The organism is Variovorax sp. LjRoot84 (assembly GCF_964254305.1).
Lineage (GTDB): Bacteria > Pseudomonadota > Gammaproteobacteria > Burkholderiales > Burkholderiaceae_C > Variovorax.
Window position 1 is genome coordinate 4,650,283 of record NZ_CAXUTE020000001.1, and the last position, 23,907, is coordinate 4,674,189.

At 67.1% G+C, this 23,907-nt stretch carries 21 protein-coding genes; 13 read left to right on the forward strand and 8 right to left on the reverse strand.

Going from position 1 to position 23,907, the window contains the following annotated elements; translation table 11 throughout:
* Nucleotides 1–23: 23 nt before the first annotated feature.
* From ubiE to serA, 5 genes are all read right to left on the reverse strand, one after another.
* A complete protein-coding gene (gene ubiE, locus ACSQ9I_RS23115; protein ID WP_436314602.1) occupies nucleotides 24–755 on the reverse strand; it encodes a bifunctional demethylmenaquinone methyltransferase/2-methoxy-6-polyprenyl-1,4-benzoquinol methylase UbiE in 732 nt (243 codons plus the stop codon).
* Between the two features lie 92 nt (nucleotides 756–847).
* Entirely contained in the window at nucleotides 848–1,261 is a 414-nt protein-coding gene (locus tag ACSQ9I_RS23120) for a gamma-butyrobetaine hydroxylase-like domain-containing protein (RefSeq protein ID WP_093105804.1), read from the reverse strand.
* The gene (locus ACSQ9I_RS23125; RefSeq protein ID WP_436314603.1) at nucleotides 1,261–1,701 is read right to left on the reverse strand and encodes an HIT family protein; all 441 of its coding nucleotides are present in this window, start codon (nucleotides 1,699–1,701) and stop codon (nucleotides 1,261–1,263) included. Before ACSQ9I_RS23125 ends, ACSQ9I_RS23120 begins: the two co-directional genes overlap by 1 nt.
* The gene (locus ACSQ9I_RS23130) at nucleotides 1,698–5,576 is read right to left on the reverse strand and encodes a DUF3683 domain-containing protein (RefSeq protein ID WP_436314604.1); all 3,879 of its coding nucleotides are present in this window, start codon (nucleotides 5,574–5,576) and stop codon (nucleotides 1,698–1,700) included. The genes ACSQ9I_RS23125 and ACSQ9I_RS23130 overlap by 4 nt, the downstream gene beginning before the upstream one ends.
* An 85-nt stretch (nucleotides 5,577–5,661) precedes the next feature.
* Entirely contained in the window at nucleotides 5,662–6,891 is a 1,230-nt protein-coding gene (serA, locus tag ACSQ9I_RS23135; RefSeq protein ID WP_436293341.1) for a phosphoglycerate dehydrogenase, read from the reverse strand.
* A 193-nt stretch (nucleotides 6,892–7,084) separates the two neighbouring features.
* On the opposite strand from serA, the gene ugpB reads away from it, so the two are divergent.
* The 6 genes from ugpB (at nucleotide 7,085) to ACSQ9I_RS23165 (ending at nucleotide 14,460) form a co-directional block, all read left to right on the forward strand.
* Nucleotides 7,085–8,395: a sn-glycerol-3-phosphate ABC transporter substrate-binding protein UgpB gene (ugpB, locus tag ACSQ9I_RS23140; RefSeq protein WP_436314605.1), complete on the forward strand. Its 1,311-nt coding sequence runs from the start codon at nucleotides 7,085–7,087 to the stop codon at nucleotides 8,393–8,395.
* A 107-nt stretch (nucleotides 8,396–8,502) separates the two neighbouring features.
* Nucleotides 8,503–9,384, forward strand: coding sequence for a sn-glycerol-3-phosphate ABC transporter permease UgpA (gene ugpA / locus ACSQ9I_RS23145; protein WP_436314606.1), 882 nt, complete (start codon nucleotides 8,503–8,505; stop codon nucleotides 9,382–9,384).
* Nucleotides 9,385–9,398: 14 nt separating this feature from the next.
* Nucleotides 9,399–10,250, forward strand: a complete 852-nt coding sequence (gene ugpE / locus ACSQ9I_RS23150; protein WP_436293339.1) for a sn-glycerol-3-phosphate ABC transporter permease UgpE — start codon at nucleotides 9,399–9,401, stop codon at nucleotides 10,248–10,250.
* A 19-nt stretch (nucleotides 10,251–10,269) separates the two neighbouring features.
* Nucleotides 10,270–11,277, forward strand: coding sequence for a sn-glycerol-3-phosphate ABC transporter ATP-binding protein UgpC (gene ugpC, locus ACSQ9I_RS23155; protein WP_436314607.1), 1,008 nt, complete (start codon nucleotides 10,270–10,272; stop codon nucleotides 11,275–11,277).
* Nucleotides 11,274–12,014 carry a glycerophosphodiester phosphodiesterase gene (gene ugpQ / locus ACSQ9I_RS23160; RefSeq protein ID WP_436314608.1) on the forward strand — a complete coding sequence of 247 codons (741 nt, stop codon included), beginning with the start codon at nucleotides 11,274–11,276 and terminating at the stop codon, nucleotides 12,012–12,014. The genes ugpC and ugpQ overlap by 4 nt, the downstream gene beginning before the upstream one ends.
* Before the next feature lie 43 nt (nucleotides 12,015–12,057).
* Entirely contained in the window at nucleotides 12,058–14,460 is a 2,403-nt protein-coding gene (locus ACSQ9I_RS23165) for a DUF3772 domain-containing protein (RefSeq protein ID WP_436314609.1), read from the forward strand.
* Nucleotides 14,461–14,473: 13 nt separating this feature from the next.
* Here ACSQ9I_RS23165 and ACSQ9I_RS23170 read toward each other — a convergent pair whose 3' ends face one another.
* On the reverse strand, nucleotides 14,474–14,752 hold the full coding sequence (locus ACSQ9I_RS23170; protein ID WP_093105779.1) for a hypothetical protein: 279 nt from the start codon (nucleotides 14,750–14,752) through the stop codon (nucleotides 14,474–14,476).
* 83 nt (nucleotides 14,753–14,835) lie between these two features.
* On the opposite strand from ACSQ9I_RS23170, the gene hemA reads away from it, so the two are divergent.
* From hemA to ACSQ9I_RS23205, 7 genes are all read left to right on the forward strand, one after another.
* Nucleotides 14,836–16,107 carry a glutamyl-tRNA reductase gene (gene hemA, locus ACSQ9I_RS23175; RefSeq protein ID WP_436314610.1) on the forward strand — a complete coding sequence of 424 codons (1,272 nt, stop codon included), beginning with the start codon at nucleotides 14,836–14,838 and terminating at the stop codon, nucleotides 16,105–16,107.
* Nucleotides 16,108–16,202: 95 nt separating this feature from the next.
* The gene (gene prfA / locus ACSQ9I_RS23180) at nucleotides 16,203–17,291 is read left to right on the forward strand and encodes a peptide chain release factor 1 (RefSeq protein WP_436314611.1); all 1,089 of its coding nucleotides are present in this window, start codon (nucleotides 16,203–16,205) and stop codon (nucleotides 17,289–17,291) included.
* A complete protein-coding gene (gene prmC, locus ACSQ9I_RS23185) occupies nucleotides 17,291–18,142 on the forward strand; it encodes a peptide chain release factor N(5)-glutamine methyltransferase (RefSeq protein ID WP_436314612.1) in 852 nt (283 codons plus the stop codon). The genes prfA and prmC overlap by 1 nt, the downstream gene beginning before the upstream one ends.
* A gap of 29 nt (nucleotides 18,143–18,171) precedes the next feature.
* On the forward strand, nucleotides 18,172–18,498 hold the full coding sequence (gene grxD, locus ACSQ9I_RS23190; RefSeq protein WP_093105770.1) for a Grx4 family monothiol glutaredoxin: 327 nt from the start codon (nucleotides 18,172–18,174) through the stop codon (nucleotides 18,496–18,498).
* A 19-nt stretch (nucleotides 18,499–18,517) separates the two neighbouring features.
* Nucleotides 18,518–19,006, forward strand: a complete 489-nt coding sequence (locus ACSQ9I_RS23195) for a cupin domain-containing protein (protein ID WP_436305148.1) — start codon at nucleotides 18,518–18,520, stop codon at nucleotides 19,004–19,006.
* 112 nt (nucleotides 19,007–19,118) lie between these two features.
* Nucleotides 19,119–20,105 carry an AAA family ATPase gene (locus tag ACSQ9I_RS23200; protein ID WP_436314613.1) on the forward strand — a complete coding sequence of 329 codons (987 nt, stop codon included), beginning with the start codon at nucleotides 19,119–19,121 and terminating at the stop codon, nucleotides 20,103–20,105.
* A 51-nt stretch (nucleotides 20,106–20,156) separates the two neighbouring features.
* Entirely contained in the window at nucleotides 20,157–21,467 is a 1,311-nt protein-coding gene (locus ACSQ9I_RS23205; protein ID WP_436293331.1) for a hemolysin family protein, read from the forward strand.
* Here the strand turns inward: ACSQ9I_RS23205 and ACSQ9I_RS23210 are convergent.
* Both ACSQ9I_RS23210 and ACSQ9I_RS23215 read right to left on the reverse strand, forming a co-directional pair.
* On the reverse strand, nucleotides 21,459–22,103 hold the full coding sequence (locus ACSQ9I_RS23210) for a lytic transglycosylase domain-containing protein (RefSeq protein WP_436305150.1): 645 nt from the start codon (nucleotides 22,101–22,103) through the stop codon (nucleotides 21,459–21,461). The two genes, ACSQ9I_RS23205 and ACSQ9I_RS23210, sit on opposite strands and share 9 nt — an antisense overlap.
* Nucleotides 22,100–23,845, reverse strand: coding sequence for a proline--tRNA ligase (locus ACSQ9I_RS23215; protein WP_436314614.1), 1,746 nt, complete (start codon nucleotides 23,843–23,845; stop codon nucleotides 22,100–22,102). The genes ACSQ9I_RS23210 and ACSQ9I_RS23215 overlap by 4 nt, the downstream gene beginning before the upstream one ends.
* Nucleotides 23,846–23,907: the final 62 nt, after the last annotated feature.

Genomic DNA, 23,907 nt, shown 5'->3' on the forward strand with positions numbered 1-23,907 from the left:
TCTTTCGGCAAAAAATTTCTTCATCAGCACTTGATTCCAACATGCAGGGCGACAACGCCACCGGTCATGTTGTGATAGTCCACATGTCCGAAACCGCCCTCTTTCATGAGGGTCTTGAGCTCCTCTTGCGAGGGATGCATCCGGATCGACTCGGCCAGGTAGCGATAGCTCGCATCGTCGCCCGCCACCACCTTGCCGAGCAGCGGCAGCACCTTGAACGAATACCAGTCGTAGACCTTGGAAAGCGGCTTGGCGACCTTGGAGAACTCGAGCACCAGGAGCTTGCCGCGCGGCTTCAGCACGCGGTTCATTTCCTTCAGTGCGAGGTCCTTGTGCGTCATGTTGCGCAGGCCGAAGGCGACGCACACGACATCGAAGTGATCATCCGGGAAGGGCAGCTTCTCGGCATCGCACACCAGCGTGGGCAGCGCGACGCCGCCATCGAGCAGCCGGTCGCGGCCGGTGCGCAGCATGGCTTCGTTGATGTCGGTGTGCACCACCTCGCCGCTTGCGCCCACCTTCTTCGCGAAGGCCAGTGCGAGGTCGCCCGTGCCGCCCGCGATGTCGAGCACCTTCGAGCCCTCGCCCACGTTGGCGACCATCACCGTGTAGGCCTTCCAGGCACGATGCAGGCCCGCCGACATCAGGTCGTTCATGAGGTCGTAGCGTGTTGCGACCGAGTCGAACACGCCGCGCACGCGCCGTGCCTTGTCGCTTTCCTCGACCGGTTCGAAACCGAAATGGGTACTGCTCATGCACCCGATGTTAGGCCGGAAGCGTTCACATCAAGCCGACGACCCCGCAGGGACGGCGGTCATTCGTTGCTTTGGGCCAAAGAACGCGGCGCTCAGTGGCTGCCACAGGCGTGGCCGCCCTTCTCGGCCATCGGCGCATCGCGGTCGACGCCTGCAGCGGCCAGGCGCCGCTCGTACTCGGCCCAGAGTTCGTCCTGCTTGGCGCCGAGTTCGTACAGCAGGTCCCACGAGAAGATGCCGGTATCGTGGCCGTCGGAGAAGCTCGGTTGAACCGCGTAGTTGCCGACCGGCTGCAGGTCCAGCAGACCGACGTTGCGCTTGCCGGTCTGCAGCACTTCCTGGCCCGGCCCGTGTCCCTGCACCTCCGCCGAGGGCGAATAGATGCGCATCAGCTCGAAGGGGATGCGGAAGGTGGCACCGTCGGAAAAGCCCACTTCGAGCACGCGCGACTGGTTGTGCACGGTGATCGATTGCGGCGTCGGCGCGCCGGCTTGCAAACCTGCCATCAGAAACTCCTTGTCGCCAGGCGCTGGATCATCTCGCGTTCCAGCGATGGCAGTTTGACTTCGATCCCGGCCTCGCGTTCCGGATTGGGCTCGCGCTGCACTTCGGCCCAGACCGACCCCGGGAAACGCGGGTCCCAATCGAAGCGCGCGATCACGTGCCAGTGCAGGTGGGGAACCATGTTGCCCAGCGCCGCGAGGTTGATCTTGGCCGGCGTCAGGGCGTTGCGCAGGCTTTGCTCCACGGCGACCACCGCATCCATGCACAACGCGCGGTCTTCCGGCCCCAGATCGGACCACTCGGCCACGTGGTCTTTCCAGACGATGCGATAGAACGCGGGAAAGCCCGCTTCCGCAGCATGGATGACACGAAACTTCGCAGCCTCGAAGACCAGACGTCCGCCAGGCGCGTCGCACAAAGGGCAGCCAGCCGCGCGCGTCATACCAGCACGCGTTCGATGCCGCCCTGATTGGCCGCGGCCACGTACTCGGGCATCCAGTCGTCGCCGAGGATCTTGTTCGCCATCTCGACCACGATGTAGTCGGCTTCGAGCAGGCCGTTGTTCAGGTCGTTGCCGTAGCGGCTCAGGCCCTGCAGGCAGCTCGGGCAGCTGGTGAGGATCTTGACGTTGGCCTTGGGCCCCACCATGCCACTGTCGCGCAGCGCGGCCTCGCCCTTCTTCAGCTCCTCTTCCTTGCGGAAGCGGATCTGCGTCGAGATGTCCGGGCGCGTCACGCCCAGCGTGCCGGACTCGCCGCAGCAGCGGTCGTTCTTGAGCACGTTGTCGCCGACCAGCGCCTTGACGGTCTTCATCGGATCCTGCAGCTTCATCGGGCTGTGGCAGGGGTCGTGGTACAGGTAGCCGCCACCAGCGGCGTCACCTAGCGTGATGCCCTTCTCGAGCAGGTACTCGTGGATGTCGATGATCCTGCAGCCCGGGAAGATCTTGTCGAACTGATAGCCCTGCAGCTGGTCGTAGCAGGTGCCGCAGCTCACCACCACCGTCTTGATGTCGAGGTAGTTCAGCGTGTTGGCCACGCGGTGGAACAGCACGCGGTTGTCGGTGATCATCTTCTCCGCCTTGTCGTACTGGCCGCTGCCGCGCTGCGGGTAGCCGCAGCACAGATAGCCGGGCGGCAGCACGGTCTGCACGCCCGCATGCCACAGCATCGCCTGCGTGGCCAGGCCCACCTGCGAAAAGAGACGCTCCGAGCCGCAGCCCGGGAAATAGAACACGGCCTCGGTCTCGGAGGTGGTCGCCTTCGGGTTGCGGATGATCGGCACGTAGTCGGCATCCTCGATGTCCAGCAGCGCGCGCGCGGTCTGCTTGGGCAGCCCGCCCGGCATCTTCTTGTTGATGAAGTGGATCACCTGCTCCTTGACCGGCGCCGGGCCCAGCGTGGCCGGCGGTGCCGCGGTCTGCTTCTTCGCCAGGCCCCGCAGCAGGTCGTTGGCCAGGCGTTGGGCCTTGAAGCCGATATCGACCATGCCGGTGCGCATCATCTTGATGGTCTGCGGATTGGTGGCGTTGAGGAAGAACATCGCCGCCGCATTGCCGGGCCGGAAGGACTTCTGGCCCATCTTGCGCAGCAGGTTGCGCATGTTCATCGACACGTCGCCGAAGTCGATGTCGACCGGGCAAGGCGTCAGGCACTTGTGGCACACCGTGCAGTGGTCGGCCACGTCCTCGAACTCTTCCCAATGCTTGATGCTGACGCCGCGCCGGGTCTGCTCCTCGTAGAGGAAAGCCTCCACCAGGAGCGAGGTCGCGAGGATCTTGTTGCGCGGCGAGTAGAGCAGGTTGGCGCGCGGCACGTGCGTCGCGCACACCGGCTTGCACTTGCCGCAGCGCAGGCAGTCCTTCACGCTGTCGGCAATGGCGCCGATGTCGCTCTGCTGCATGATCAGCGATTCGTGGCCCATGAGGCCGAAGCTGGGCGTGTAGGCGTTGGTCAAGTCGGCATGCAGCGGGCCGCCATCGCCGAGCACGGGACGCAGCAGCTTGCCCTTGTTGAAGCGCCCTTCCGGGTCGACCCGCTTCTTGTAGTCGGTGAAGGGCTGCAGCTCCGCGTCGGAAAGGAATTCGAGCTTGGTGATGCCGATGCCGTGCTCGCCCGAGATCACGCCGTCGAGGCTGCGTGCCAGCACCATGATGCGTGCCACCGCGGCATGCGCGGTCTGCAGCATCTCGTAGTTGTCGCTGTTGACCGGGATGTTGGTGTGCACGTTGCCGTCGCCCGCGTGCATGTGCAGCGCGATCCAGACGCGGCCCTTGAGCACGCGCTGGTGGATGGCATTGCACTCGGCCAGGATCGGCGCGAACTCGGCGCCGCTGAAGATGGCCGCAAGCGGCGCACGGATCTGCATCTTCCAGCTCGCGCGCAACGAGTGGTCCTGCAGCTGCGGGAACAGCGCTTCGATGTCATCGAGCCAGCCCTGCCACATCGCCCGCACCTCGCGCACCAGCGCCGCGGCCTGGGCGGCGCGGTCTTCCAGCAGCTCGGCCGACGCAATCTCGCTGGCATCGTCGCTTCTGCCCAGCGGCAGGTTGCCGCGCACGAAGAAGGCTTCGAGCTCGTCGGCGAGCGCAAGCTTGTTCTGAAGCGAGAGCTCGATGTTGATGCGCTCGATGCCGTCGGTGTACTCGGCCATGCGCGGCAGCGGGATCACCACGTCCTCGTTGATCTTGAAGGCGTTGGTGTGTTTGCTGATGGCGGCCGTGCGCTTGCGGTCGAGCCAGAACTTCTTGCGCGCCTCGGGGCTGATCGCGATGAAGCCTTCGCCGCTGCGCGAGTTGGCGATGCGCACCACCTCGGAGGTCACGCGCGCGACCGCATCGGCATCGTCGCCGGCGATGTCGCCGAACAGCACCATCTTCGGCAGGCCACCGTGCTTCTTGGACTTGGTCGCGTAGCCCACTGCCTTCAGGTAGCGGTCGTCCAGATGTTCGAGACCGGCCAGCAGCACCCCGGAGCGCTTCTGCTCCGCGAACATGAAATCCTTGATCTCGACGATGCTGGGCACCGCGTCCTTGGCATTGCCGAAGAACTCCAGGCAGACAGTGCGCGTGTGCGCCGGCATGCGATGCACCACCCAGCGCGCGCTGGTGATGAGGCCGTCGCAACCTTCCTTCTGGATGCCGGGCAGACCCGAGAGGAACTTGTCGGTCACGTCCTTGCCGAGGCCTTCCTTGCGGAAGGTCTTGCCGACGATCTCGAGCCGCTCGTTGCGCAGCTTGGTCTTCCCGTCGGCCGCGAAGTACTGCAGATCGAAGACCGCGCTGTCGGCGTCGTGGATCTTGCCGAGGTTGTGGCCGATGCGCGTGACTTCGAGCCACTCGGCCTCGGGCGTCACCATGCGCCAGGAGGCCAGGTTGTCGAGCGCGGTGCCCCAGAGCACCGCCTTCTTGCCGCCCGCGTTCATCGCGACGTTGCCGCCGACGCAGGAGGCTTCGGCCGAGGTGGGGTCGACCGCGAACACGAAGCCCGCGCGCTCGGCCGCATCGGCCACGCGCTGGGTGACCACGCCGGCTTCGGTCCAGACGGTGGGCACCGGCGCATCGAGCCCGGGCAGCGAGACCATTTCGACCTCGGTCATCGCCTCGAGCTTCTCGGTGTTGATGACGGCGCTGTTCCAGGTCAGCGGGATCGCGCCGCCGGTGTAGCCGGTGCCGCCGCCGCGCGGAATGATGGTGAGCCCCAGCTCGATGCAGCCCTTGACCAGCCCGGCCATCTCGACCTCGGTGTCGGGCGTGAGCACGACGAAGGGGTATTCGACCCGCCAGTCGGTCGCATCCGTCACGTGCGACACGCGCGAGAGGCCGTCGAACTTGATGTTGTCCTTGGCCGTGAGCCGGCCCAGCGCGCGCGTGGCCTTGCGCCGGAGCGCCGCCACATCGCGGAACATGGTGTCGAAGGCCTGCACCGCCTGGGCCACCAGCGCGGTCAGCTCGCCGACCAGCGCGTCGCGCTGCGCGGCCGCGTCCGGCGTGCGGCGCTTCTGCACCTCGGACAGGCGGTGGTTGAGCGCATCGACCAGCTGGCCGCGCCGGCGCGGGTTGTCCAGCAGATCGTCGACCAGGTAGGGATTGCGCTGCACCACCCAGATGTCGCCCAGCACCTCGTAGAGCATGCGCGCCGAACGGCCGGTGCGGCGCTCGGCCCGGAGCGTCTGCAGCAGTTCCCAGCCGCGCTCGCCCAGGAGGCGGATCACGATCTCGCGATCGGAAAAACTCGTGTAGTTGTAAGGGATCTCACGCAATCGCGCGGGCTCTTCGGCCTGCGACAACAACGCCGTCAACGCGGTCGGAGCATTCATCGGGGAGTGGCCTCGGTCGGGCGCTGCGCGCCCATGAACCAGGGGCATGAATTTTAAGTCAGCCCCGCGCACCTTGCCCGGGGGTCTAGAAGAGGACCCGGCTGCGAATGGTGCCGGGCACCTTCGCCAGCTTTTCGAGCGCGAGATCGGAGTACGCGGCATCGATGTCGGTCACCACGTAGCCCACCTTCTCGTTGGTCTGCAGGAACTGCGAGGCGATGTTGATGTTGTTCTCGGCGAACACGCGGTTGATATCGGACAGCACGCCCGGCACGTTGCGGTGGATGTGCAGCAGCCGGTGCTTGCCCGGGTGCGCCGGCAGCGCCACCTCGGGGAAGTTGACCGAGGAGGTCGAGGTGCCGTTGTCGCTGTACTTCACCAGTTTCTCGGCCACTTCGAGGCCGATGTTGGCCTGCGCCTCCATCGTCGAGCCGCCGATGTGCGGCGTGAGGATCACGTTGTCCAGCCCGCGCAGCGGCGACTGGAATTCGTCCTTGTTGCTGCGCGGCTCGACCGGGAACACGTCGATCGCGGCGCCCAGCAGCTTCTTTTGCTTGAGCGATTCGGCCAGCGCATCGATCTCGACCACGGTGCCGCGCGAGGCGTTGATCAGGATCGCGCCCGGCTTCATGGCCGCGAGTTCGGCCGCGCCGATCATCCATTGCGTGGCCTGGGTCTCCGGAACGTGCAGGCTCACGATGTCGCTTTGCGCCAGCAGATCGTGCAGCTCGCGCACCTGGCGCGCGTTGCCCAGCGGCAGCTTGGTGACGACGTCGAAGAAAGCCACCTGCATGCCGAGCGCCTCGGCCAGCACCGACAGCTGCGCGCCGATGGAGCCGTAGCCCACGATGCCCAGCGTCTTGCCGCGGATCTCGAAGGCGTTCTCGGCCGACTTGAGCCAGCCGCCGCGATGCGCCACCGCACTCTTCTCGGGCACGCCGCGCAAGAGCAGGATGGCCTCGGCCAGTACCAGCTCGGCCACCGAGCGCGTGTTGGAGTAAGGCGCGTTGAAGACCGCCACGCCGTGCTCGCGCGCCGCATCCAGATCGACCTGGTTGGTGCCGATGCAGAAGGCGCCGACTGCGACCAGCTTCTGCGCAGCGGCAAACACGTCGGCCGTCAGCTGCGTGCGCGAGCGGATGCCCAGGAAGTGCACGTCGGCGACGCGGGCCTTGAGCTCCGCCTCCGGCAGCGCGCCGGCGAGCGTCTCGATGCTCGTGTAGCCCGCGGCCCGCAGCACCTCGACCGCCGAGGGGTGGATGCCTTCGAGCAGAAGGAACTTGATCTTGCTTTTGTCGAGGGAGGTCTTGCTCATGGAAGCCCCGGCGACGGGCTGAAAAATCGGAGGGCGATGCTAGCATGGTGCGGCGCAGCAAGCGGGGTGTGCGGCCATGCGCCAAAAGGGTTTCCCCGGTTGGACGAGCCCCCTCGCCGTGCGACAAATGTGACGCAGCCGTGTCATACGCGCCGCCTAGCATCCGCGCTTTTCTTTCCCCTCAGGAGTCTTCATGCGATTCAATACGCTCGCCGTCGCCTCGGCGTTGGCCGCCACGCTGTCCATCCCGGCGCACGCCCAAACCGAGATCCAGTGGTGGCACGCCATGAGCGGGCCCCTCGGCGAATGGGTCACCGACCTCGCCAAGCAATACAACGAGAGCCAGAAAGAATACAAGGTCGTGCCCGCCTACAAGGGCACCTACGATGAATCGATGACCGCCGCCATCGCGGCATACCGCTCGGGCAATGCGCCCCACATCCTGCAGGTGTTCGAAGTCGGCACCGCGACCATGATGGCTTCCAAGAACGCCATCAAGCCGGTGGGCGATGTGATGAAGGAAGGCGGCGCCAAGTTCGACCAGAAGGCCTACATTTCGGCCGTCGCCGGCTACTACACGGCACCCAACGGCCAGATGCTGAGCTTCCCGTTCAACAGCTCGACGACCATCTTCTATTACAACAAGGACGCCTTCAAGGCCGCCGGCCTCGATCCCGACAAGGCGCCGACGACCTGGCCCGAAGTGGTGGCCGCGGCGGCCAAGCTCAAGGCCAGCGGCCACAAGTGCCCCTTCACGACCAGCTGGATGAGCTGGACCCAGCTCGAGAGCTTCTCGGCCTGGCACAACACGCTGTTCGCAACGCAGAACAACGGCTTCGGCGGCACCAATGCCCGCCTCGCATTCAACTCGCCGTTGCACCAGCGTCACTTCGAGAACCTCGCGAACATGGCCAAGCAGGGCCTCTTCGTCTACAAGGGCCGCGGCAACGTGCCGGACGCCGCCTTCCCGGCCGGTGAATGCGCGATGTTCACGGGCTCCTCCGGCCTGTACGCGCGTGTCTCCAAGGACGCCAAGTTCGCCTACGGCATTTCGACGCTGCCCTACTACCCCGACGTGCAAGGCGCGCCGCAGAACACTGTGATCGGCGGCGCCAGCCTGTGGGTGATGGCGGGCAAGAAGCCGGCCGAATACAAGGGCGTGGCCGACTTCTTCAACTTCCTGTCGAAGCCCGACGTGCAGTCCGCCAGCCACAAGCGCACGGGCTACCTGCCCATTACCACTGCGGCCTACGAGCTGACCGACAAGTCCGGCTTCTACAAGGAGAAGCCGGGCACCGACGTGGCGGTCACGCAGATGATCCGCAAGACGACCGACAAGTCGCGCGGCATCCGGCTCGGCAACTTCGTGCAGATCCGCACCATCATCGACGAGGAGACCGAGCAGATCTGGTCGGGCAAGAAACAGCCGAAGGAAGCCCTCGACGCCGCGATCCAGCGCGGCAACGAGCAGCTCGAGCGCTTCCAGAAAGCGAACAAGGGCTGACGCCTTTGCCGGCCTGGACGTCAGGCGCCGTGAATTCGGCGCCGCAGTAGACTCTCGCCCGCCTCGCTCCACCCGGAGCCCGGCGGGTTTCTTCATTCGAAGGCTTCATGGAAAAACGCGTTCTGTTCCGCTCCTCGTGGCTGCCGTGGCTGCTCATCGCGCCCCAGATGGCGGTGATCCTGGTGTTTTTCTTCTGGCCGGCGAGCCAGGCCGTCATGCAGTCGATGCAGTCGGAGGACGCTTTCGGCACCTCGACCGTCTGGGTGGGCCTCGAGAACTTCAAGACCCTGTTCGAAGACCCGGCCTACGTCGAGTCCTTCCAGATCACCGCGCTGTTCTCTGCCCTGGTGGCGGGCTGCGGCATCGCGATCTCGCTGATGCTCGCGATCTTCGCCGACCGCATCCTGCGCGGCGGCCTGTTCTACAAGACCTTCCTCATCATTCCCTATGCCGTCGCACCGGCCATCGCGGGCGTGCTGTGGATCTTCATGTTCTCGCCGGCCATCGGCATCGTGGCCTACGGGCTCGGCCGCATGGGTTTCCAATGGAACCACCTGCTCAACTCGAACCACGCGATGTCGCTGATCGTGGTGGCCGCGGTGTGGAAGCAGATTTCCTACAACTTCCTGTTCTTCCTCGCCGGCCTGCAGTCCATTCCGAAGGCGCTGATCGAAGCCGCGGCCATCGATGGCGCCGGCCCGCTGCGGCGCTTCATCACGATTCAGTTTCCGCTGCTTTCGCCGACCACCTTCTTTCTGCTGGTGATCAACATCGTCTATGCCTTCTTCGACACCTTCGCGATCGTGCATGCGACCACCGAGGGCGGCCCGGGCCGCGACACGGCGATCCTGGTCTACAAGGTCTGGCACGACGGCTTCCGCGCCCTCGACCTCGGCGGCTCGGCGGCCCAGTCGGTGGTGCTGATGGCGATCGTCGTGGTGCTGACGATCATCCAGTTCCGCTATGTCGAGAAGAAGGTCCAGTACTGAAATGAAAGCGAACCATGGTTGAGCGCCGCCCCGGCCTGACGCTGCTGTCGCATCTGGTGCTGATCTTCGGCATCCTGATCGTCGTCTTCCCGATCTACCTGGCCTTCGTGGCCTCGACCCACACGCGCGACGAGATCGTGCAGGTGCCGATGCCGGTCACGCCGGGCAGCCACCTGGTCGAGAACTACAAGGCGGCGCTCACCGGCACGGCCGAGACGCAGGGCTCCAAGGCGGCTGTGGGCCGAATGATGTGGGTGAGCCTGGTCACGGCGCTGGTCATCAGCATCGGCAAGATCGCGATCTCGCTGCTCTCGGCCTTCGCGATCGTCTATTTCCGATTTCCGTTCAAGAAGCTGGTCTTCTGGATGATCTTCGTGACGCTGATGCTGCCGGTGGAGGTGCGGATCCTGCCCACCTACAAGGTGTTGTCCGACCTCAACATGCTCAACACCTACGCCGGCCTCACCATCCCGCTGATCGCCTCGGCCACGGCCACCTTCCTGTTCAGGCAGTTCTTCCTGAGCGTGCCCGACGAACTGGTGGAGGCGGCGCGCATGGACGGCGCCGGGCCGATGCGCTTCTTCAAGGACATCCTGGTGCCGCTGTCGCAAACCTCGATCGCGGCGCTGTTCGTGATCCAGTTCATCTACGGCTGGAACCAGTATCTCTGGCCGCTGCTCGCGACCACTACCGAGGACATGTACCCGGTGGTGATCGGCATCAAGCGCATGATCGCCAGCGGCGATGCGGCCAACGACTGGAACATCATCATGGCCACGGCCATTCTTGCGCTGCTGCCGCCCGCGGTGGTGGTGGTGCTGATGCAGCGTTGGTTCGTCAAGGGCCTCGTGGACACAGAGAAGTAATCGAAAAAGCAACGACACAATGGCTGCCATCTCTCTTCGCAACGTCATCAAACGCTACGGCCACGGGGCCAAGGCCAATCAGGTCATCCACGGCGTCTCGGCCGACGTCAACCACGGCGAGTTCGTCGTCATCGTCGGCCCCTCGGGCTGCGGCAAGTCCACGCTCCTGCGCATGGTCGCGGGCCTGGAGGAAATCAGCGCGGGCGAGATCGCGATCGGCAACCGCGTGGTCAACAACATCGAGCCGGCCCAGCGCGACATCGCAATGGTGTTCCAGAACTACGCGCTGTACCCGCACATGTCGAACTTCGACAACATGGCCTATGGGCTCAAGATCGCGAAAGTGCCCAAGGACGAGATCAAGGCGCGCGTGGACAAGGCCGCCAAGATCCTCGAACTCAGTCACCTGCTCGAACGCAAGCCGCGCGAGCTCTCCGGCGGCCAGCGCCAGCGCGTGGCGATGGGCCGTGCAATCGTGCGGCAGCCGCAGGTGTTCCTGTTCGACGAGCCGCTCTCCAACCTCGACGCCAAGCTGCGCGCGCAGACCCGCCTCGAGATCCAGAAGCTGCATCGCGAGCTGGGCATCACCTCGCTCTTCGTCACGCACGATCAGGTCGAGGCCATGACGCTCGCGCAGCGCATCATCGTGATGAACGCCGGCGTGATGGACCAGTTCGGCACGCCCGAGGAGGTGTATGCGCGCCCCGCCACCACCTTCGTCGCGAGCTTCATCGGTTCGCCGCCGATGAACCTGCTGAAGCACGCGCCCGGCGTGCGGCCGGGCACCATCCTCGGCATTCGTCCCGAGCATCTGACCCTCGATGCGGACGGCTGGTCGGTGCAGGTCGAGTACGTCGAACTGCTGGGCGCCGAGCGGCTGATCTACGGGCGCATCGGCGACGAGCAGTTGGTCATGCGCACCGACGAAGGCCAGACGCCACCGGTCACTGGCGACACTGTCCGGATCGCCGCGCGCCAGGACAAGCTGCATTGGTTCGATGCAGGCTCGGGCAAGCGCACGGCATGACCCCCTGGCCCTACCCTTTCTGGATCGCCCACCGCGGCGCCGGCAAGCTGGCCCCCGAGAACACGCTCGCCGCCTTCCGCCTCGGTGCCGAGTACGGCTACCGCATGCTCGAGTGCGATGCGAAGCTCAGCGCCGACGGCGTCCCTTTCCTGTTGCACGACAGCACGCTGCAACGCACCAGCAACGGTCATGGCGTCGCCGGTGAGCGTGCGTGGTCGGAGCTGACTCAGCTCGACGCCGGCGCCTGGCATTCGCGCCGCTACGCCGGCGAGCCGCTTGCCAGCCTCGAAGCCCTGATCCGCTTCTGCCTCGCCAACAGCTACGCGCTCAACATCGAGATCAAGCCGACGCCGGGCGTCGAACTGAACACCGGCGGACGCGTCGCGCAGCTCGCCGCTCGGCTGTGGGCCGGCTCGGCCGTCGCGCCGCCCCTCCTGACCTCCTTCGCGCCCGAATCCCTGGAGGGTGCGCGGTCTGCCCAGCCCGAACTGCCGCGCGGCCTGCTGCTCGACACGCTGCGGGAGGGCTGGCTCGACACCGCGCGCCGACTCGATTGCGCGGCGATCGTCTGCAACTATGCGCTGTGGGACGCCGCCACCGTGGCGCAGGTGCATGCCGCCGGCTTGCGCGCGCTGAGCTATACCGTCAACGACGAGTGGTTGGCGAAGCGGCTGATCGAGCTCGGCACCGACGGCATCATCACCGACCGCGTCGATCGATTCAGTCCTGCGGCCTGAGTCCGCGCGCGGGGCGGATGCGAAGCCCTTCTATGATGAAGCCATGAGTTGGATGCACCGCCTCGCGGCCCTGCTGCTGGCCGCCGTCCTCTGCGGCGGCGCCTTTGCACAGAGCACCGCCGCCCCGCCGGAAGCCACGGTGGCCGATCTGCGGGCCCAGCTCGACCGCATTCCCGACTCCGTCGAGAGCAACGCCGAGGTGCGCGAGCTCATCGCCCGCATCAACGCCATCGGTGTCCAGGCCGACAAGTTCATCGCCTCGCGCACCGGGCAGCTCAACGACCTCAACGCGCGTCTGGGCGAGCTGGGCAACCCGCCGGCCGAAGGCGCCGCGGCCGAAGATCCCGACATCACGCGCCAGCGCGCGGCGCTGCTGAAGGATCGCAACGCGCTCGACGCCGACATCCGCCTGGCGCGCCTGGTCACGGTCGATGCGCAGCAGCGCGGCAGCGAGCTGCTGGCCAAGCGCCGCGCGCTGTTCGAGGCCCAGCTCACCGAGCGCGCGCCCTCGCCGCTCGGCCGCCAGTTCTGGTTCGACATCAGCGACGCCTGGCCTGCCGACGTGGAACGCCTGGCCACGCTCGGCGACGAGCTCCGAGCCAGCTTCGACACCGCGCTGGAGCCGGCGCACCGAACGGCAGCGCTGGCGAGCATGACCGTGGCGCTGCTGCTCGTGCTGCTGGGCAACTGGGCCGCCGAGCGCGGGCTGGCGCAACTGGCGGCGCGCGTGCTGCCGGCCGGGCGGCTGCGCCGCTCGCTGCTGGTGCTCGCGATCGTGGCCGTCAACGTGCTGCTGGTGGCGCTGGCGGCGCAGGGCGTGTTCGCCACGCTCGACCGCCACGGCATATGGGGACCGCAGATCCGCAAGCTGGCCCAGGCGGTGGTGCAATCCATCATCTTCATCGCCTTCGTGGTCGGCCTGGGCCGCGCGCTGCTGTCCAACAGCCGGCCTTCGTGGCGGCTGCCGCCGATCCCCGACGAGATGGCCCGGCGCCTGGCGCCCTTCCCCTGGCTCACCGCGCTGATCGCCGTGCTGGTCTGGGCACCGACCCAGATCAATGCGGTGGTGGACGCCAGCTTCGCGGCGGTGGTCGCGACGCACGTGGTCACCGCGCTGGCACTGACCGCGCTGATCGGCACGATGCTCTGGCGCCTGCGCGAGCCGCAGGCTGCGCCCGCGGCCGCCCCCACGACGGAAGCGGCCCAGCCGCCGCCCGCCGAGCCCGAACGACCGATGTGGATCAGCTTCCTGCTGAGCGCCGTGGCGCTGGCGGTGATCGTGATCTGGATCCTGGTGGCGGTCGGCTACGTCGCGATGGCGAGTTTCCTCGCCAGCCAGCTCACCTGGACCGGCATCGTCGCATCGGCCTTCTACGTGCTGTTCAAGTTCGCCGACGACCTGTTCATGGCGCTGGTGTCTTCGCGCAGCGACTTCGGCCAGAAGCTGCAGAAGAGCTTCGGCTTCGCGCCGCGCACGCTGGACCAGGCGGCCGTGGTGCTCTCGGGCCTCAGCCGCGTCGCATTGTTCTTCTACATGGTGATCGCGCTGGCCACGCCGCTGGGCACCAGCCCGGGCGAGGTGTTCCAGCGCAGCGGCAAGTTCGGCACCGGCGTGAAGATCGGCGAGTTCGAGCTCGTCCCGGGCGCGATCTTCAGCGCGGTCGCGGTGCTGGCGGTCGGCTTCGTCGCGCTGCGCGTGATCAAGAAGTGGCTGGAGGCCCACTACCTGCCGCAGACCGCGCTCGAGCCCGGCATGCAGAGCTCGATCACGACGCTGCTCGGCTATGTGGGCGGCATCCTGGTGGTCGCCTTCGCGCTGTCGGCGCTGGGCATCGGCATCGAACGCATCGCCTGGGTGGCGAGCGCGCTGTCGGTCGGCATCGGCTTCGGGCTGCAGGCGATCGTCCAGAATTTCATCTCCGGGTTGATTCTGCTGGCCGAGCGCCCGGTCAAAGTCGGCGACTGGGTGGTGCTGGGCAATGCCGAAGGAGATGTGCGGCGCATCAACGTGCGCGCCACCGAAATCCAGCTGGGCGACCGCTCCACGCTGATCGTGCCGAACTCGGAGTTCATCACCAAGACCGTGCGCAACATGACGCTGGCCAACGCCGAGGGCCGCGTGCTGATCCGCCTGCCGATGCCGCTCAACACCGACGCCCAGCGCACGCGCGAGCTGATGCTGGCGGCCTGCGCCGATCATGCCGGCGTGCTGCCCTCGCCCGCGCCCACGGTCACGCTCGAAGGCATCGAGAACGGCATGCTGATCTTCCAGGCGATCGCCTACGTGCAGAGCCCGCGCCTCGCCGGCGGGGTACGCAGCGACCTGCTCTTCGCCATTCTCGACCTGCTCAAGGAGGCCGGGCTGCCGCTGGCTGTGCCCACCATGGTGATGTCGCCGACGGAGCCGCCGGCGCCGCCCGCGCCGACGCCGCCCTTGCCGGTTTGAGCCAAAGGCCGGTTCAGCCGCGCCAGCCGCGCAGGAGCCACCATTGGACGGTGCCGCAGACCGCCACCAGCGCGGCATAGGTCGCGATCTGCCCGTCACGGCCGAAGAAGATCAGGCCGGCGATCAGCACGGCCAGACCGGCAGCGAAGTTGACGGCAAGCTGCGTCCACAGCCCGGTCGCGGCGCTGCGCTTGTGCATGGCAAGCCGAAACAGCAACGCGAGCAGGAGCGCGACGAAAAAGGCCGGCGCCGCGAAGTTGAGCAGGTGAATCAGGAAATCGAGCGCGGACATGGAAGGCAAAGGCGCCGCGGGTTTTGGGGGCCATCCGCAAATGCGGCGACCCATGGCGGCGGCGGATTTTATAATCAGCCGTTATGACAGTCTGGGCTCTCGGCTTGAACCACACGACCGCGCCGCTCGACCTGCGCGGTCGGTTCGCGTTCGCGATCGACCAGATAGCCCCCACGCTGCAGAGCCTGCGGCATTCCTTCGGCTCCCACCGGCATCCCGACGTGGAGGCCGCCATCATCTCGACCTGCAACCGCACCGAGATCTACTGCGCCGCCGAGCACCCGGCGCTCGACCACACGGTCGAATGGCTGGCCGAGAGCGGCGGCGTCGCCCCGGCCCTGCTGCGCTCGCATGCCTACACGCTGCACGACGACCAGGCTGCCCGCCACGCCTTCCGCGTCGCTGCCGGCCTCGATTCGATGGTGCTGGGCGAGGCCCAGATCCTCGGCCAGATGAAGGACGCCGTGCGCGCCGCCAAGACGGCCGGCTCGCTGGGCAGCACGTTGAACCAGCTGTTCCAGCGCTCCTTCGCCGTCGCCAAGGAAGTGCGCACCGCCACCGAGATCGGCGCCCACTCGATCAGCATGGCGGCCGCGGCCGTCCGGCTGGCCGCGCAGCTGTTCGAGGATCTGAAGCAGACGCGCGTGCTGTTCGTGGGCGCCGGCGAAATGATCGACTTGGCGGTGACGCATTTCGCGGCCAAGGAGCCGAAATCCATCGTCATCGCCAACCGCACGCTGGAGCGCGGCGAAAAGCTGGCCTCGCGCTTCGGCGGCGAAGCCATGCGGCTGGCCGATCTGCCCGCGCGCCTGGCCGAATTCGACATCGTCGTGAGCTGCACCGCGAGCACCTTGCCGCTGATCGGGCTCGGCGCGGTCGAACGCGCGCTGAAGCTGCGCAAGCACCGCCCGATGTTCATGGTCGACCTCGCGGTGCCGCGCGACATCGAGCCCGAGGTCAAGGCGCTCGAAGACATCTATCTCTACACGGTCGACGACCTGGCGCAGGTCGTGCAGCAAGGCCACGCCAGCCGCCAGGCCGCGGTGGCGGAGGCCGAAGTCATCATCGACGCCGGCGTGCGCAGCTTCATGCACTGGCTGGATCAGCGCGGCACCGTGCCGCTGATCCAGCAGCTCAATGCCCAGACGGACGAATGGCGCGCCATGGAACTGGCCCGCGCGCGCAAGCTGCTGGCCAAGGGCGAGCCGGTCGAGGCCGTGCTGGAGGCGCTGTCGCGCGGCCTCACGCAAAAGATGCTGCACGGCGCGATGGCCGAGCTGCATGCCGGCGACGCCAGTGCCCGCGAGCACACGGCGCAGGCCATTTCGCGGCTGTTCCTGCGCAAAGAGCGTTAGCGACGCCGGCCGTGCCCGGTTGCGCACGCCGCAACCCACGCCCCGTCGCCGTGCGCATCGCGCGGCCTGTTCTTCCCGCTTTCCGCCCGCCTCCCTTGAAACCCTTTCTCCGCCACCAACTCGAGCGCTACGCGCAACGCCTCGGCGAACTCGACTTCCTGCTCTCGCGCGAGGACATCATGTCCGACATGACGCAGTACCGGACCATCTCGCGCGAGCATGCCGAAGTGACACAGATCGCGGGCCGCTACGCGCGCTACCTGCAGCGCGAGTCGGACCTGGCTGGCGCGCGCGAGATGCAGGACGATCCCGACATGGCCGAGATGGCGCAGGAGGAGATCGCGAGCGCCGAAGCCGAGCTGCGGCAGCTCGAGGACGAACTCCAGCGCCTGCTGCTGCCCAAGGATCAGGAGGACGCGCGCAACGCCTTCCTCGAAATCCGCGCCGGCACCGGCGGCGACGAGTCGGCGCTGTTCGCCGGCGACCTGCTGCGCATGTACACGCGCTACGCCGAGCGCACCGGCTGGCGCTGCGAGATCGTGAGCGAAAGCGAGAGCGAGCTCGGCGGCTACAAGGAGGTGGTGGTGCGCATCGCGGGCGACGAGGTCTTCGGCAAGCTGCGCTTCGAGTCCGGCGGTCATCGCGTGCAGCGCGTGCCCGCGACCGAGACCCAGGGCCGCATCCACACCAGCGCCTGCACGGTCGCCGTGCTGGCGGAGCCCGACGAAACGCAGGCCGTGCAGATCAACCCCACCGACCTGCGCATCGACACCTACCGCGCCAGCGGCGCCGGCGGCCAGCACATCAACAAGACCGATTCGGCGGTGCGCATCACGCACATCCCCACCGGCATCGTCGCCGAGTGCCAGGACGACCGCAGCCAGCATCGCAACAAGGCCAAGGCGCTGCAGGTGCTGTCGGCCCGCATCCAGGAAAAAGACCGCAGCGAGCGCGCGGCCAAGGACGCCGCGCTGCGCAAGGGCCTGATCGGCAGCGGCGACCGCTCCGACCGCATCCGCACCTACAACTTCCCGCAGGGCCGGCTCACCGACCACCGCATCAACCTCACGCTCTACAAGCTGCAGGCGATCATGGAAGGCGACCTGGGCGACGTGCTGGCAGCGCTGCAGTCGGCGCGCGAGGCCGAACAGCTGGCGGAGCTGGAAGCGAGCCTGCCCGCGTGATGCCGCCGGTTCCGAATTCGCCCTCCACCGCGGCAGAGATGCTCGCCGCGGCCGCGGCGCTGGGCGTGGAGCGGCTCGATGCCCAGCTGCTGCTGCTGCATGTGCTGGGCCGGCCCTTGGACGACCGTGCCTGGCTGCTGGCGCACGACACGGATGCGCTGCCGGAAAGCGCCTGGCTGCGCTTCCCCGAACTCTGTGCCCGCCGCGTGGCCGGCGAACCGGTCGCCTACCTGGTCGGCGAGAAGGAGTTCCACGGGCTCGGCCTGCAGGTCGACGCGCGCGTCCTGGTGCCGCGGCCGGACACCGAAACCCTGGTCGACTGGGCACTGCAATGCCTGGAAGGCCGCGCAGCGCCGTCGGTGATCGACCTCGGCACGGGCAGCGGCGCGATCGCGCTGGCCATCCGGCACGCCCGCCCCGATGCGCAGGTCACGGCGGTCGACGCCAGCGCGGATGCCCTGGCCGTTGCCCGCGCCAACGCGCAGCGGCTCGGCTTGGCCGTCCGCTTCGTCGAAGCCGACTGGCTGGACGGCGCCGGCACCAGCTACGACCTGGTGGTTTCGAACCCGCCCTACGTCGCGGCCGATGATGCCCATCTGGCCGCCCTGCGCCACGAACCGCGGGGCGCCCTGGTTTCGGGGCCGGACGGTCTAGCCGACACCCGCCGCATCGTCCAGGCGGCGCCCGAGCACCTGCGCGACGGCGGCTGGCTGCTGCTCGAGCACGGCTACGACCAGGCCGCCCCGGTCCGGGAACTGCTGGCAGTCCGCGGTTTCGCCGAAGTCCAAAGCCGCGACGACTTGGCAGGCATCGCGCGCTGCTCCGGCGGGATCTGGCGCACGGTGAAATAATCCGCCCAGCTAATTTTCAGGAGCCCCCCATGTCCGAAGCCCAGCAACGCATCGACGACCTCGTCAAGACCAACGAGCTCGTGCTCTTCATGAAGGGCAACGCCAGTTTTCCCATGTGCGGCTTCTCCGGCCGCGCGATCCAGATTCTCAAGGCCGTGGGCGTCGACACGCGCACGCTCAAGACCGTCAACGTGCTCGAGGACGACGCCATTCGCCAGGGCATCAAGGAATACAGCAACTGGCCGACGATTCCGCAGCTGTACGTGAAGGGTGAATTCGTCGGCGGCTCGGACATCCTGATGGAGATGTACGAGTCGGGCGAACTGCAGCAGATGCTCAACGGCAGCCCGGCCTGAGCTTTTTCTCGGCCGGTCCATGAGCCACGATCACGCCGATCACGGTGATCCCGCCTGGAAGCACGACGGCGTACGCGTGATTCCAGGCAACCAGCTCGATACCAATACGGCCCAGACGCCCGGCATGAACCGGGCCGCGGCGATCAACTTCGCGCGCGTCGGCGCCCAGAAGCTCTGGGCCGGCACGGTGACCATCCATGCCAATGCGAAGACCGGCGCCCACCACCACGGGCACCTCGAATCCGTGATCTACGTCGTGCGCGGGCGCGCGCGCATGCGCTGGGGCGAGCACCTCGAATTCACGGCCGAGGCCGGGCCGGGCGATTTCATCTACGTGCCGCCCTACGTGCCCCATCAGGAAATCAACGCCAGCACGACCGAGGCGCTCGAATGCGTGCTCTGCCGCAGCGATGGCGAGGCGGTGGCGGTCAATCTCGACATCGAACCGGTCGAGAAGCCCGAGTCGGTGCTGTGGGTCGACCCGACACACCCGCACGGTGGCGTCTGAAGTCCCGGCCACAAAACCCCAAAAGCGAGAAAACATAGACACGCACGGACATCGGGCACGGCTTATGCTGTACCCGAGTGTTCGAAGTCGGAGGTGTCCCATGGATTCCCGCATGTCCCGCGATCTGGTTCCCGCGTCCTTCCAGCTGCCGGTGGCCCACCTGCGCAGCGTCTTCCGCACGCACGACGTCGAGCGCAAACTCGCCAAGCTCCCCGAGCGCGACCACGACCACCTGCGGACCACCTACGAGCGCATGCTCGAACGCGGCCCCGAACGCTTCCAGGTCAAGCCCAGCGGTGTCCCCGAGATGGCTGCGCTCTACGCCCAGTTGCCCAACTTCACCGAAGTGCTCGACGACGTGCGCCGCCATGTCGCGCTGGCCCAGGACAGCCGCGACGGGCTCGAAGTCACGCCGATGCTGCTGCTCGGCCCGCCCGGCATCGGCAAGACCCACTTCGCGAAGAAGCTGGCCGAACTGCTGGGCACCGGCATGTCGCTGGTGCCGATGAACTCGATGACCGCCGGCTGGCTGCTCTCCGGCGCATCGTCCCAATGGAAGGGTTCCAAGCCGGGCAAGGTGTTCGAGACGCTGGTCGACGGGCAGTACGCCAACCCGGTGATGGTGATCGACGAGATCGACAAGGCCGGCGCCGACGCCCAGTACGACCCGCTGGGCGCGCTCTACAACCTGCTCGAGCACGACACCGCCCATGCCTTCGTCGACGAGTTCGCCGAAGTGCCGATCGATGCCAGCCAGGTGATCTGGATCACGACGGCGAACGACTTGCGCGGCATCCCCGAGCCCATCCTCAACCGCATGAACGTGTTCGAGGTCGATGCGCCCTCGCCCGAGGCGGCGCGGCAGATCGCGCGCCAGCTCTATGCCTCGATCCGCAAGGAGCACGACTGGGGCCGGCTCCTGGCCGAAGAGCCTTCCGGCGACGTGCTCGACCACCTGGCGACGCTCGCGCCGCGCGAGATGCGCCGCGCGCTGATGACCGGCTTCGGCAACGCCCGGCTGGCCGGCCGCGACGAGGTGCGCATCGACGACCTGCCGCGTGCGAGCGCCGGGCGCAGCCGGATCGGCTTCGTCCAGTAAGTCCTGCGGTCATGGCACCATGGCGGTCCTCGTCGACCGATCCATGATTCTGTGACCCTGACCCAAAGCCTGCTCGTCATCGTCGCCCTGATTGCGACGAGCGCTTTCTTTTCCCTGGCCGAGATCGCGCTGGCCGCCTCGCGCCGCCTGCGCCTGCGCCAGATGGCCGACGAGGGCGACGCACGTGCCGACCGCGTGATGCGCATGCAGGAGCAGCCCGGCCCCTACTTCACGGTGGTGCAGATCGGACTCAATGCGGTCGCGATCCTCGGCGGCGTGGTCGGCGAAGGTTCGCTGAGTCCCTACTACGCACGGCTGTTCGAGCTGTGGCTCGGATCCGAGGCCGCGCAGACCATGGCCTTCCTGGCCTCCTTCATCACGATCATCGCGGTGTTCCTGGTGTTCGCCGACCTGTTTCCCAAGCGGCTGGGCATGAACGATCCGGAGCGGCTCGCGGTGCGCATGGTCGGGCCGATGCAGGTGCTCATCACCACCTTCAAGCCGCTGGTCTGGCTGTTCACGCACTGCACCGACCTGCTCTTCAAGCTGCTGCGCATGCCGATGCAGCGCGACGACAAGATCACCTCGGCCGACATCCTCGCCATGACCGAGGCCGGTGCGCGCGCCGGCGTGCTCGCGGTGCGTGAGCAGCAGGTGATCGCCAACGTGTTCGAGCTCGACACGCGGCTGGTCAGCAGCGTGATGACCTCGCGCGACCGCATCGCCTGGTTCCTGAAAGACGATTCCGAGGCGGTGCTGCGCGCACGCATCGTGGCGGAGCCCTTTTCGGCCTATCCGGTGTGCGAGGGCGACATCGACCACGTGCTGGGCTACGTCGACGCGAAAGACATGTTTCAGCGCGTACTGAGCGGCCAGCCGCTCTCCTTCGACCAGGGGCTGCCGCTGCACAAGGCGCTGGTCATCCCCGACCGGCTCTCGCTCACCGAGGTGCTCGAGCAGTTCCAGCAGGCGCACGAGGACTTCGCGATCATCGTCAACGAATACAGCCTGGTGGTCGGCGTGATCACGCTCAATGATGTGATGAGCACGGTGATGGGCGACCTGGTCGGGCCGCAGGACGAAGAGCAGCAGATCGTCAGGCGCGACGAGAACTCCTGGCTGATCGACGGCGTGACGCCGATCCAGGACGTGCAGCGCGCGCTCGATATCGATGCGCTGCCGCACGCCGACGAGTACGAAACGCTGGCCGGCTTCCTGATGGTGATGCTGCGCCGCGTGCCCAAGCGTACCGACAGCGTGAGCTGGAGCGGCTACACCTTCGAGGTGATGGACGTCGACAGCCACCGCATCGACCAGGTGATGGTCACCCGCGCCGGCGCAGGCGCGGCGGCCTCAGGCTGAAGCCGAGTCCGAACGCCGGTCGTCGAAGGCCCAGAGCCGCTGGTTGGCGAACACCGCATTCGGGTACGGCGCCCTGCCCCGGCTGCCGTTGTAGCGGCCCAGCGTCATGAACAGGTCGCCGGCCTCGCGGTCGAGGTAGTGGCGCAGGATCACGCATCCGAAGCGCAGGTTGGTCTGCATGTGGAACAGCTTGGCCGGGTCGCTGTCGCCGATCACGCGCGTCCAGAAGGGCATCACCTGCATGTAGCCGCGCGCACCGGCGCTCGAAACCGCGTACTTGCGGAAATTGCTCTCGACCTGGACCAGGCCCAGCACCAGGCTGACGTCGAGGCCGGCGCGGCGCGATTCGTACCAGACCGTCTGGAGGAATTCCTTGCGCGTCGGCCAGTCGACCAGCTTCTTCTTGAGGCGTTCGCTCATGGCGCCGAGCCAGCGCAGGTAGGCGAGCCGCGCCTCGGTGTTGCTGAACTCGGGGATCGGCGGCGCCTTGTTGTGAATGGCCGAGCTCAGCGCGGTGCGCACCGAATCGATCAAGGGCTCTTCGATCTGCGCGCCCGCCAGCGCCGGCTGCGGCAGCACCAGCGACAGGGTTCCGGCGGCGGCGCCGCACAGGTACGCGCGGCGCGACAAGCTCATGCTGCGAGCTTGCCTTTGATGAACTCCGCGATGCCGGCCGCCGGCACCTTGGTCGCGGCCGTGTCGCGGCGATGCTGGTATTCGAGCTGGCCTTCCTTCAGGCCGCGGTCGGAAATGACGACGCGGTGCGGCACGCCGATCAGTTCCCAGTCGGCAAACATCGCGCCGGGGCGCTCGCCGCGGTCGTCGAGCAATACGTCGACGCCGGCTGCGAGCAGTTCCTCGTAGAGCGCTTCGGCAGCCGTCTTGACCTCGGCGCTGCGGTCCATGCCGATCGGGCAGACCACCACGGTGAAAGGGGCGATGGCATCGGGCCAGATGATCCCGCGCTCGTCGTTGTTCTGCTCGATGGCCGCCGCGGGCAGCCGCGTGATGCCGATGCCGTAGCAGCCCATCTCGAGGAACTGCGGCTTGCCGGCCTCGTCGAGGAAGGTGGCGTTCATCGGCTTGCTGTACTTGGTGCCGAGCACGAACACGTGGCCGACCTCGATGCCGCGCTCGATCGCCAGCACTCCCTTGCCGTCGGGCGAGGCGTCGCCGGCGACCACGTTGCGGATGTCGGCCACCGCGTCGGGCTCGGGCAGGTCGCGGCCCCAATTGACGCCGGTCATGTGAAAGTCGACTTCGTTGGCGCCGGTGATCCAGTCGGCCATCACCGCCACTTCGCGGTCGGCGACGATCTTCACCGGCTGCTTCAGCGCGAGCGGCCCGAGGTAGCCGGGCTTGCAGCCGAAGTGATCCTCGATCTCGGCATTCGTCGCGAAGCGGAAGCCGTTGTCCAGGCCCGGCACCTTGCTCACCTTGATCTCGTTCATGTCGTGATCGCCGCGCACCAGCAGCAGCCAGACCTGGGAACCCTTGGGATTGCCGGCAGCATCGACGATGTCGGTCGCGAGCACCAGCGACTTCACCGTGGTCGAAAGCGGTACGCCCAGCAGCAGCGCCACATCCTCGCAGGTGCTCTTGCCCGGCGTGGGCGTCTTGGCGAGCGGCTCGGTCGCCGGACCGCGCGGCACGGCGGGCGCGAGCGCCTCGGCCTTCTCCATGTTGGCCGCGTAGTCGCTGTCGGGGCAATAGACGATCGCATCTTCCCCGGTCGCCGCGATGACCTGGAACTCCTGGCTCACGTCGCCGCCGATCGCGCCGCTGTCGGCCGCAACGGCACGGTAGCGCAGGCCGAAGCGGTCGAAGATCTTGCGGTAGGCGTCCGCCATCACCTGGTAGCTGGCCTTCGCGCCTTCGAGGTCGCGGTCGAAGCTGTAGGCGTCCTTCATGACGAACTCGCGCCCGCGCATCAGGCCGAAGCGCGGCCGGCGCTCGTCGCGGAACTTGGTCTGGATCTGGTAGAGGTTCTTCGGCAGCTGCTTGTAGCTGCGGATTTCCTGTCGCGCGATGTCGGTCACGACCTCTTCGCTGGTCGGCTGCACGACGAAGCCGCGCTCATGGCGGTCCTTGATACGCAGCAGCTCGGGCCCGTAGCCCTGGAAGCGGCCGCTCTCCTCCCAGAGTTCTGCCGGCTGCACCACCGGCATCGCGAGCTCGACGGCACCGGCGCGGTTCATCTCCTCGCGCACGATCGCCTCGACCTTGCGGATCACGCGCAGGCCCATCGGCATGTAGGTGTAGATGCCCGTGCCGAGCTTCTTGATCATGCCGGCGCGCATCATGAGCCGGTGGCTCGCGACCTCGGCATCGGCCGGCGCTTCCTTGAGGGTGGAGATAAAGAATCGGGAAGCTTTCATCGGTCGCGAGAGAGGGTTCCAGGTACAGGGGCAAGGGGCGAGCCACGAGAGGGCCCGGAACC

Coding starts and splice junctions, on each gene's coding strand:
- ubiE (WP_436314602.1), bottom strand. CDS start 755: ATGAGCAGTACCCATTTCGGTTTCGAACCGGTCGAGGAAAGCGACAAG.
- ACSQ9I_RS23165 (WP_436314609.1), top strand. CDS start 12,058: ATGAGTTGGATGCACCGCCTCGCGGCCCTGCTGCTGGCCGCCGTCCTC.
- serA (WP_436293341.1), bottom strand. CDS start 6,891: ATGAGCAAGACCTCCCTCGACAAAAGCAAGATCAAGTTCCTTCTGCTC.
- ugpQ (WP_436314608.1), top strand. CDS start 11,274: ATGACCCCCTGGCCCTACCCTTTCTGGATCGCCCACCGCGGCGCCGGC.
- hemA (WP_436314610.1), top strand. CDS start 14,836: ATGACAGTCTGGGCTCTCGGCTTGAACCACACGACCGCGCCGCTCGAC.
- grxD (WP_093105770.1), top strand. CDS start 18,172: ATGTCCGAAGCCCAGCAACGCATCGACGACCTCGTCAAGACCAACGAG.
- ACSQ9I_RS23120 (WP_093105804.1), bottom strand. CDS start 1,261: ATGGCAGGTTTGCAAGCCGGCGCGCCGACGCCGCAATCGATCACCGTG.
- ACSQ9I_RS23195 (WP_436305148.1), top strand. CDS start 18,518: ATGAGCCACGATCACGCCGATCACGGTGATCCCGCCTGGAAGCACGAC.
- ACSQ9I_RS23200 (WP_436314613.1), top strand. CDS start 19,119: ATGTCCCGCGATCTGGTTCCCGCGTCCTTCCAGCTGCCGGTGGCCCAC.
- ACSQ9I_RS23215 (WP_436314614.1), bottom strand. CDS start 23,845: ATGAAAGCTTCCCGATTCTTTATCTCCACCCTCAAGGAAGCGCCGGCC.
- ugpB (WP_436314605.1), top strand. CDS start 7,085: ATGCGATTCAATACGCTCGCCGTCGCCTCGGCGTTGGCCGCCACGCTG.
- ACSQ9I_RS23125 (WP_436314603.1), bottom strand. CDS start 1,701: ATGACGCGCGCGGCTGGCTGCCCTTTGTGCGACGCGCCTGGCGGACGT.
- ugpE (WP_436293339.1), top strand. CDS start 9,399: ATGGTTGAGCGCCGCCCCGGCCTGACGCTGCTGTCGCATCTGGTGCTG.
- ACSQ9I_RS23210 (WP_436305150.1), bottom strand. CDS start 22,103: ATGAGCTTGTCGCGCCGCGCGTACCTGTGCGGCGCCGCCGCCGGAACC.
- prmC (WP_436314612.1), top strand. CDS start 17,291: ATGCCGCCGGTTCCGAATTCGCCCTCCACCGCGGCAGAGATGCTCGCC.
- ugpC (WP_436314607.1), top strand. CDS start 10,270: ATGGCTGCCATCTCTCTTCGCAACGTCATCAAACGCTACGGCCACGGG.
- ugpA (WP_436314606.1), top strand. CDS start 8,503: ATGGAAAAACGCGTTCTGTTCCGCTCCTCGTGGCTGCCGTGGCTGCTC.
- ACSQ9I_RS23170 (WP_093105779.1), bottom strand. CDS start 14,752: ATGTCCGCGCTCGATTTCCTGATTCACCTGCTCAACTTCGCGGCGCCG.
- ACSQ9I_RS23130 (WP_436314604.1), bottom strand. CDS start 5,576: ATGAATGCTCCGACCGCGTTGACGGCGTTGTTGTCGCAGGCCGAAGAG.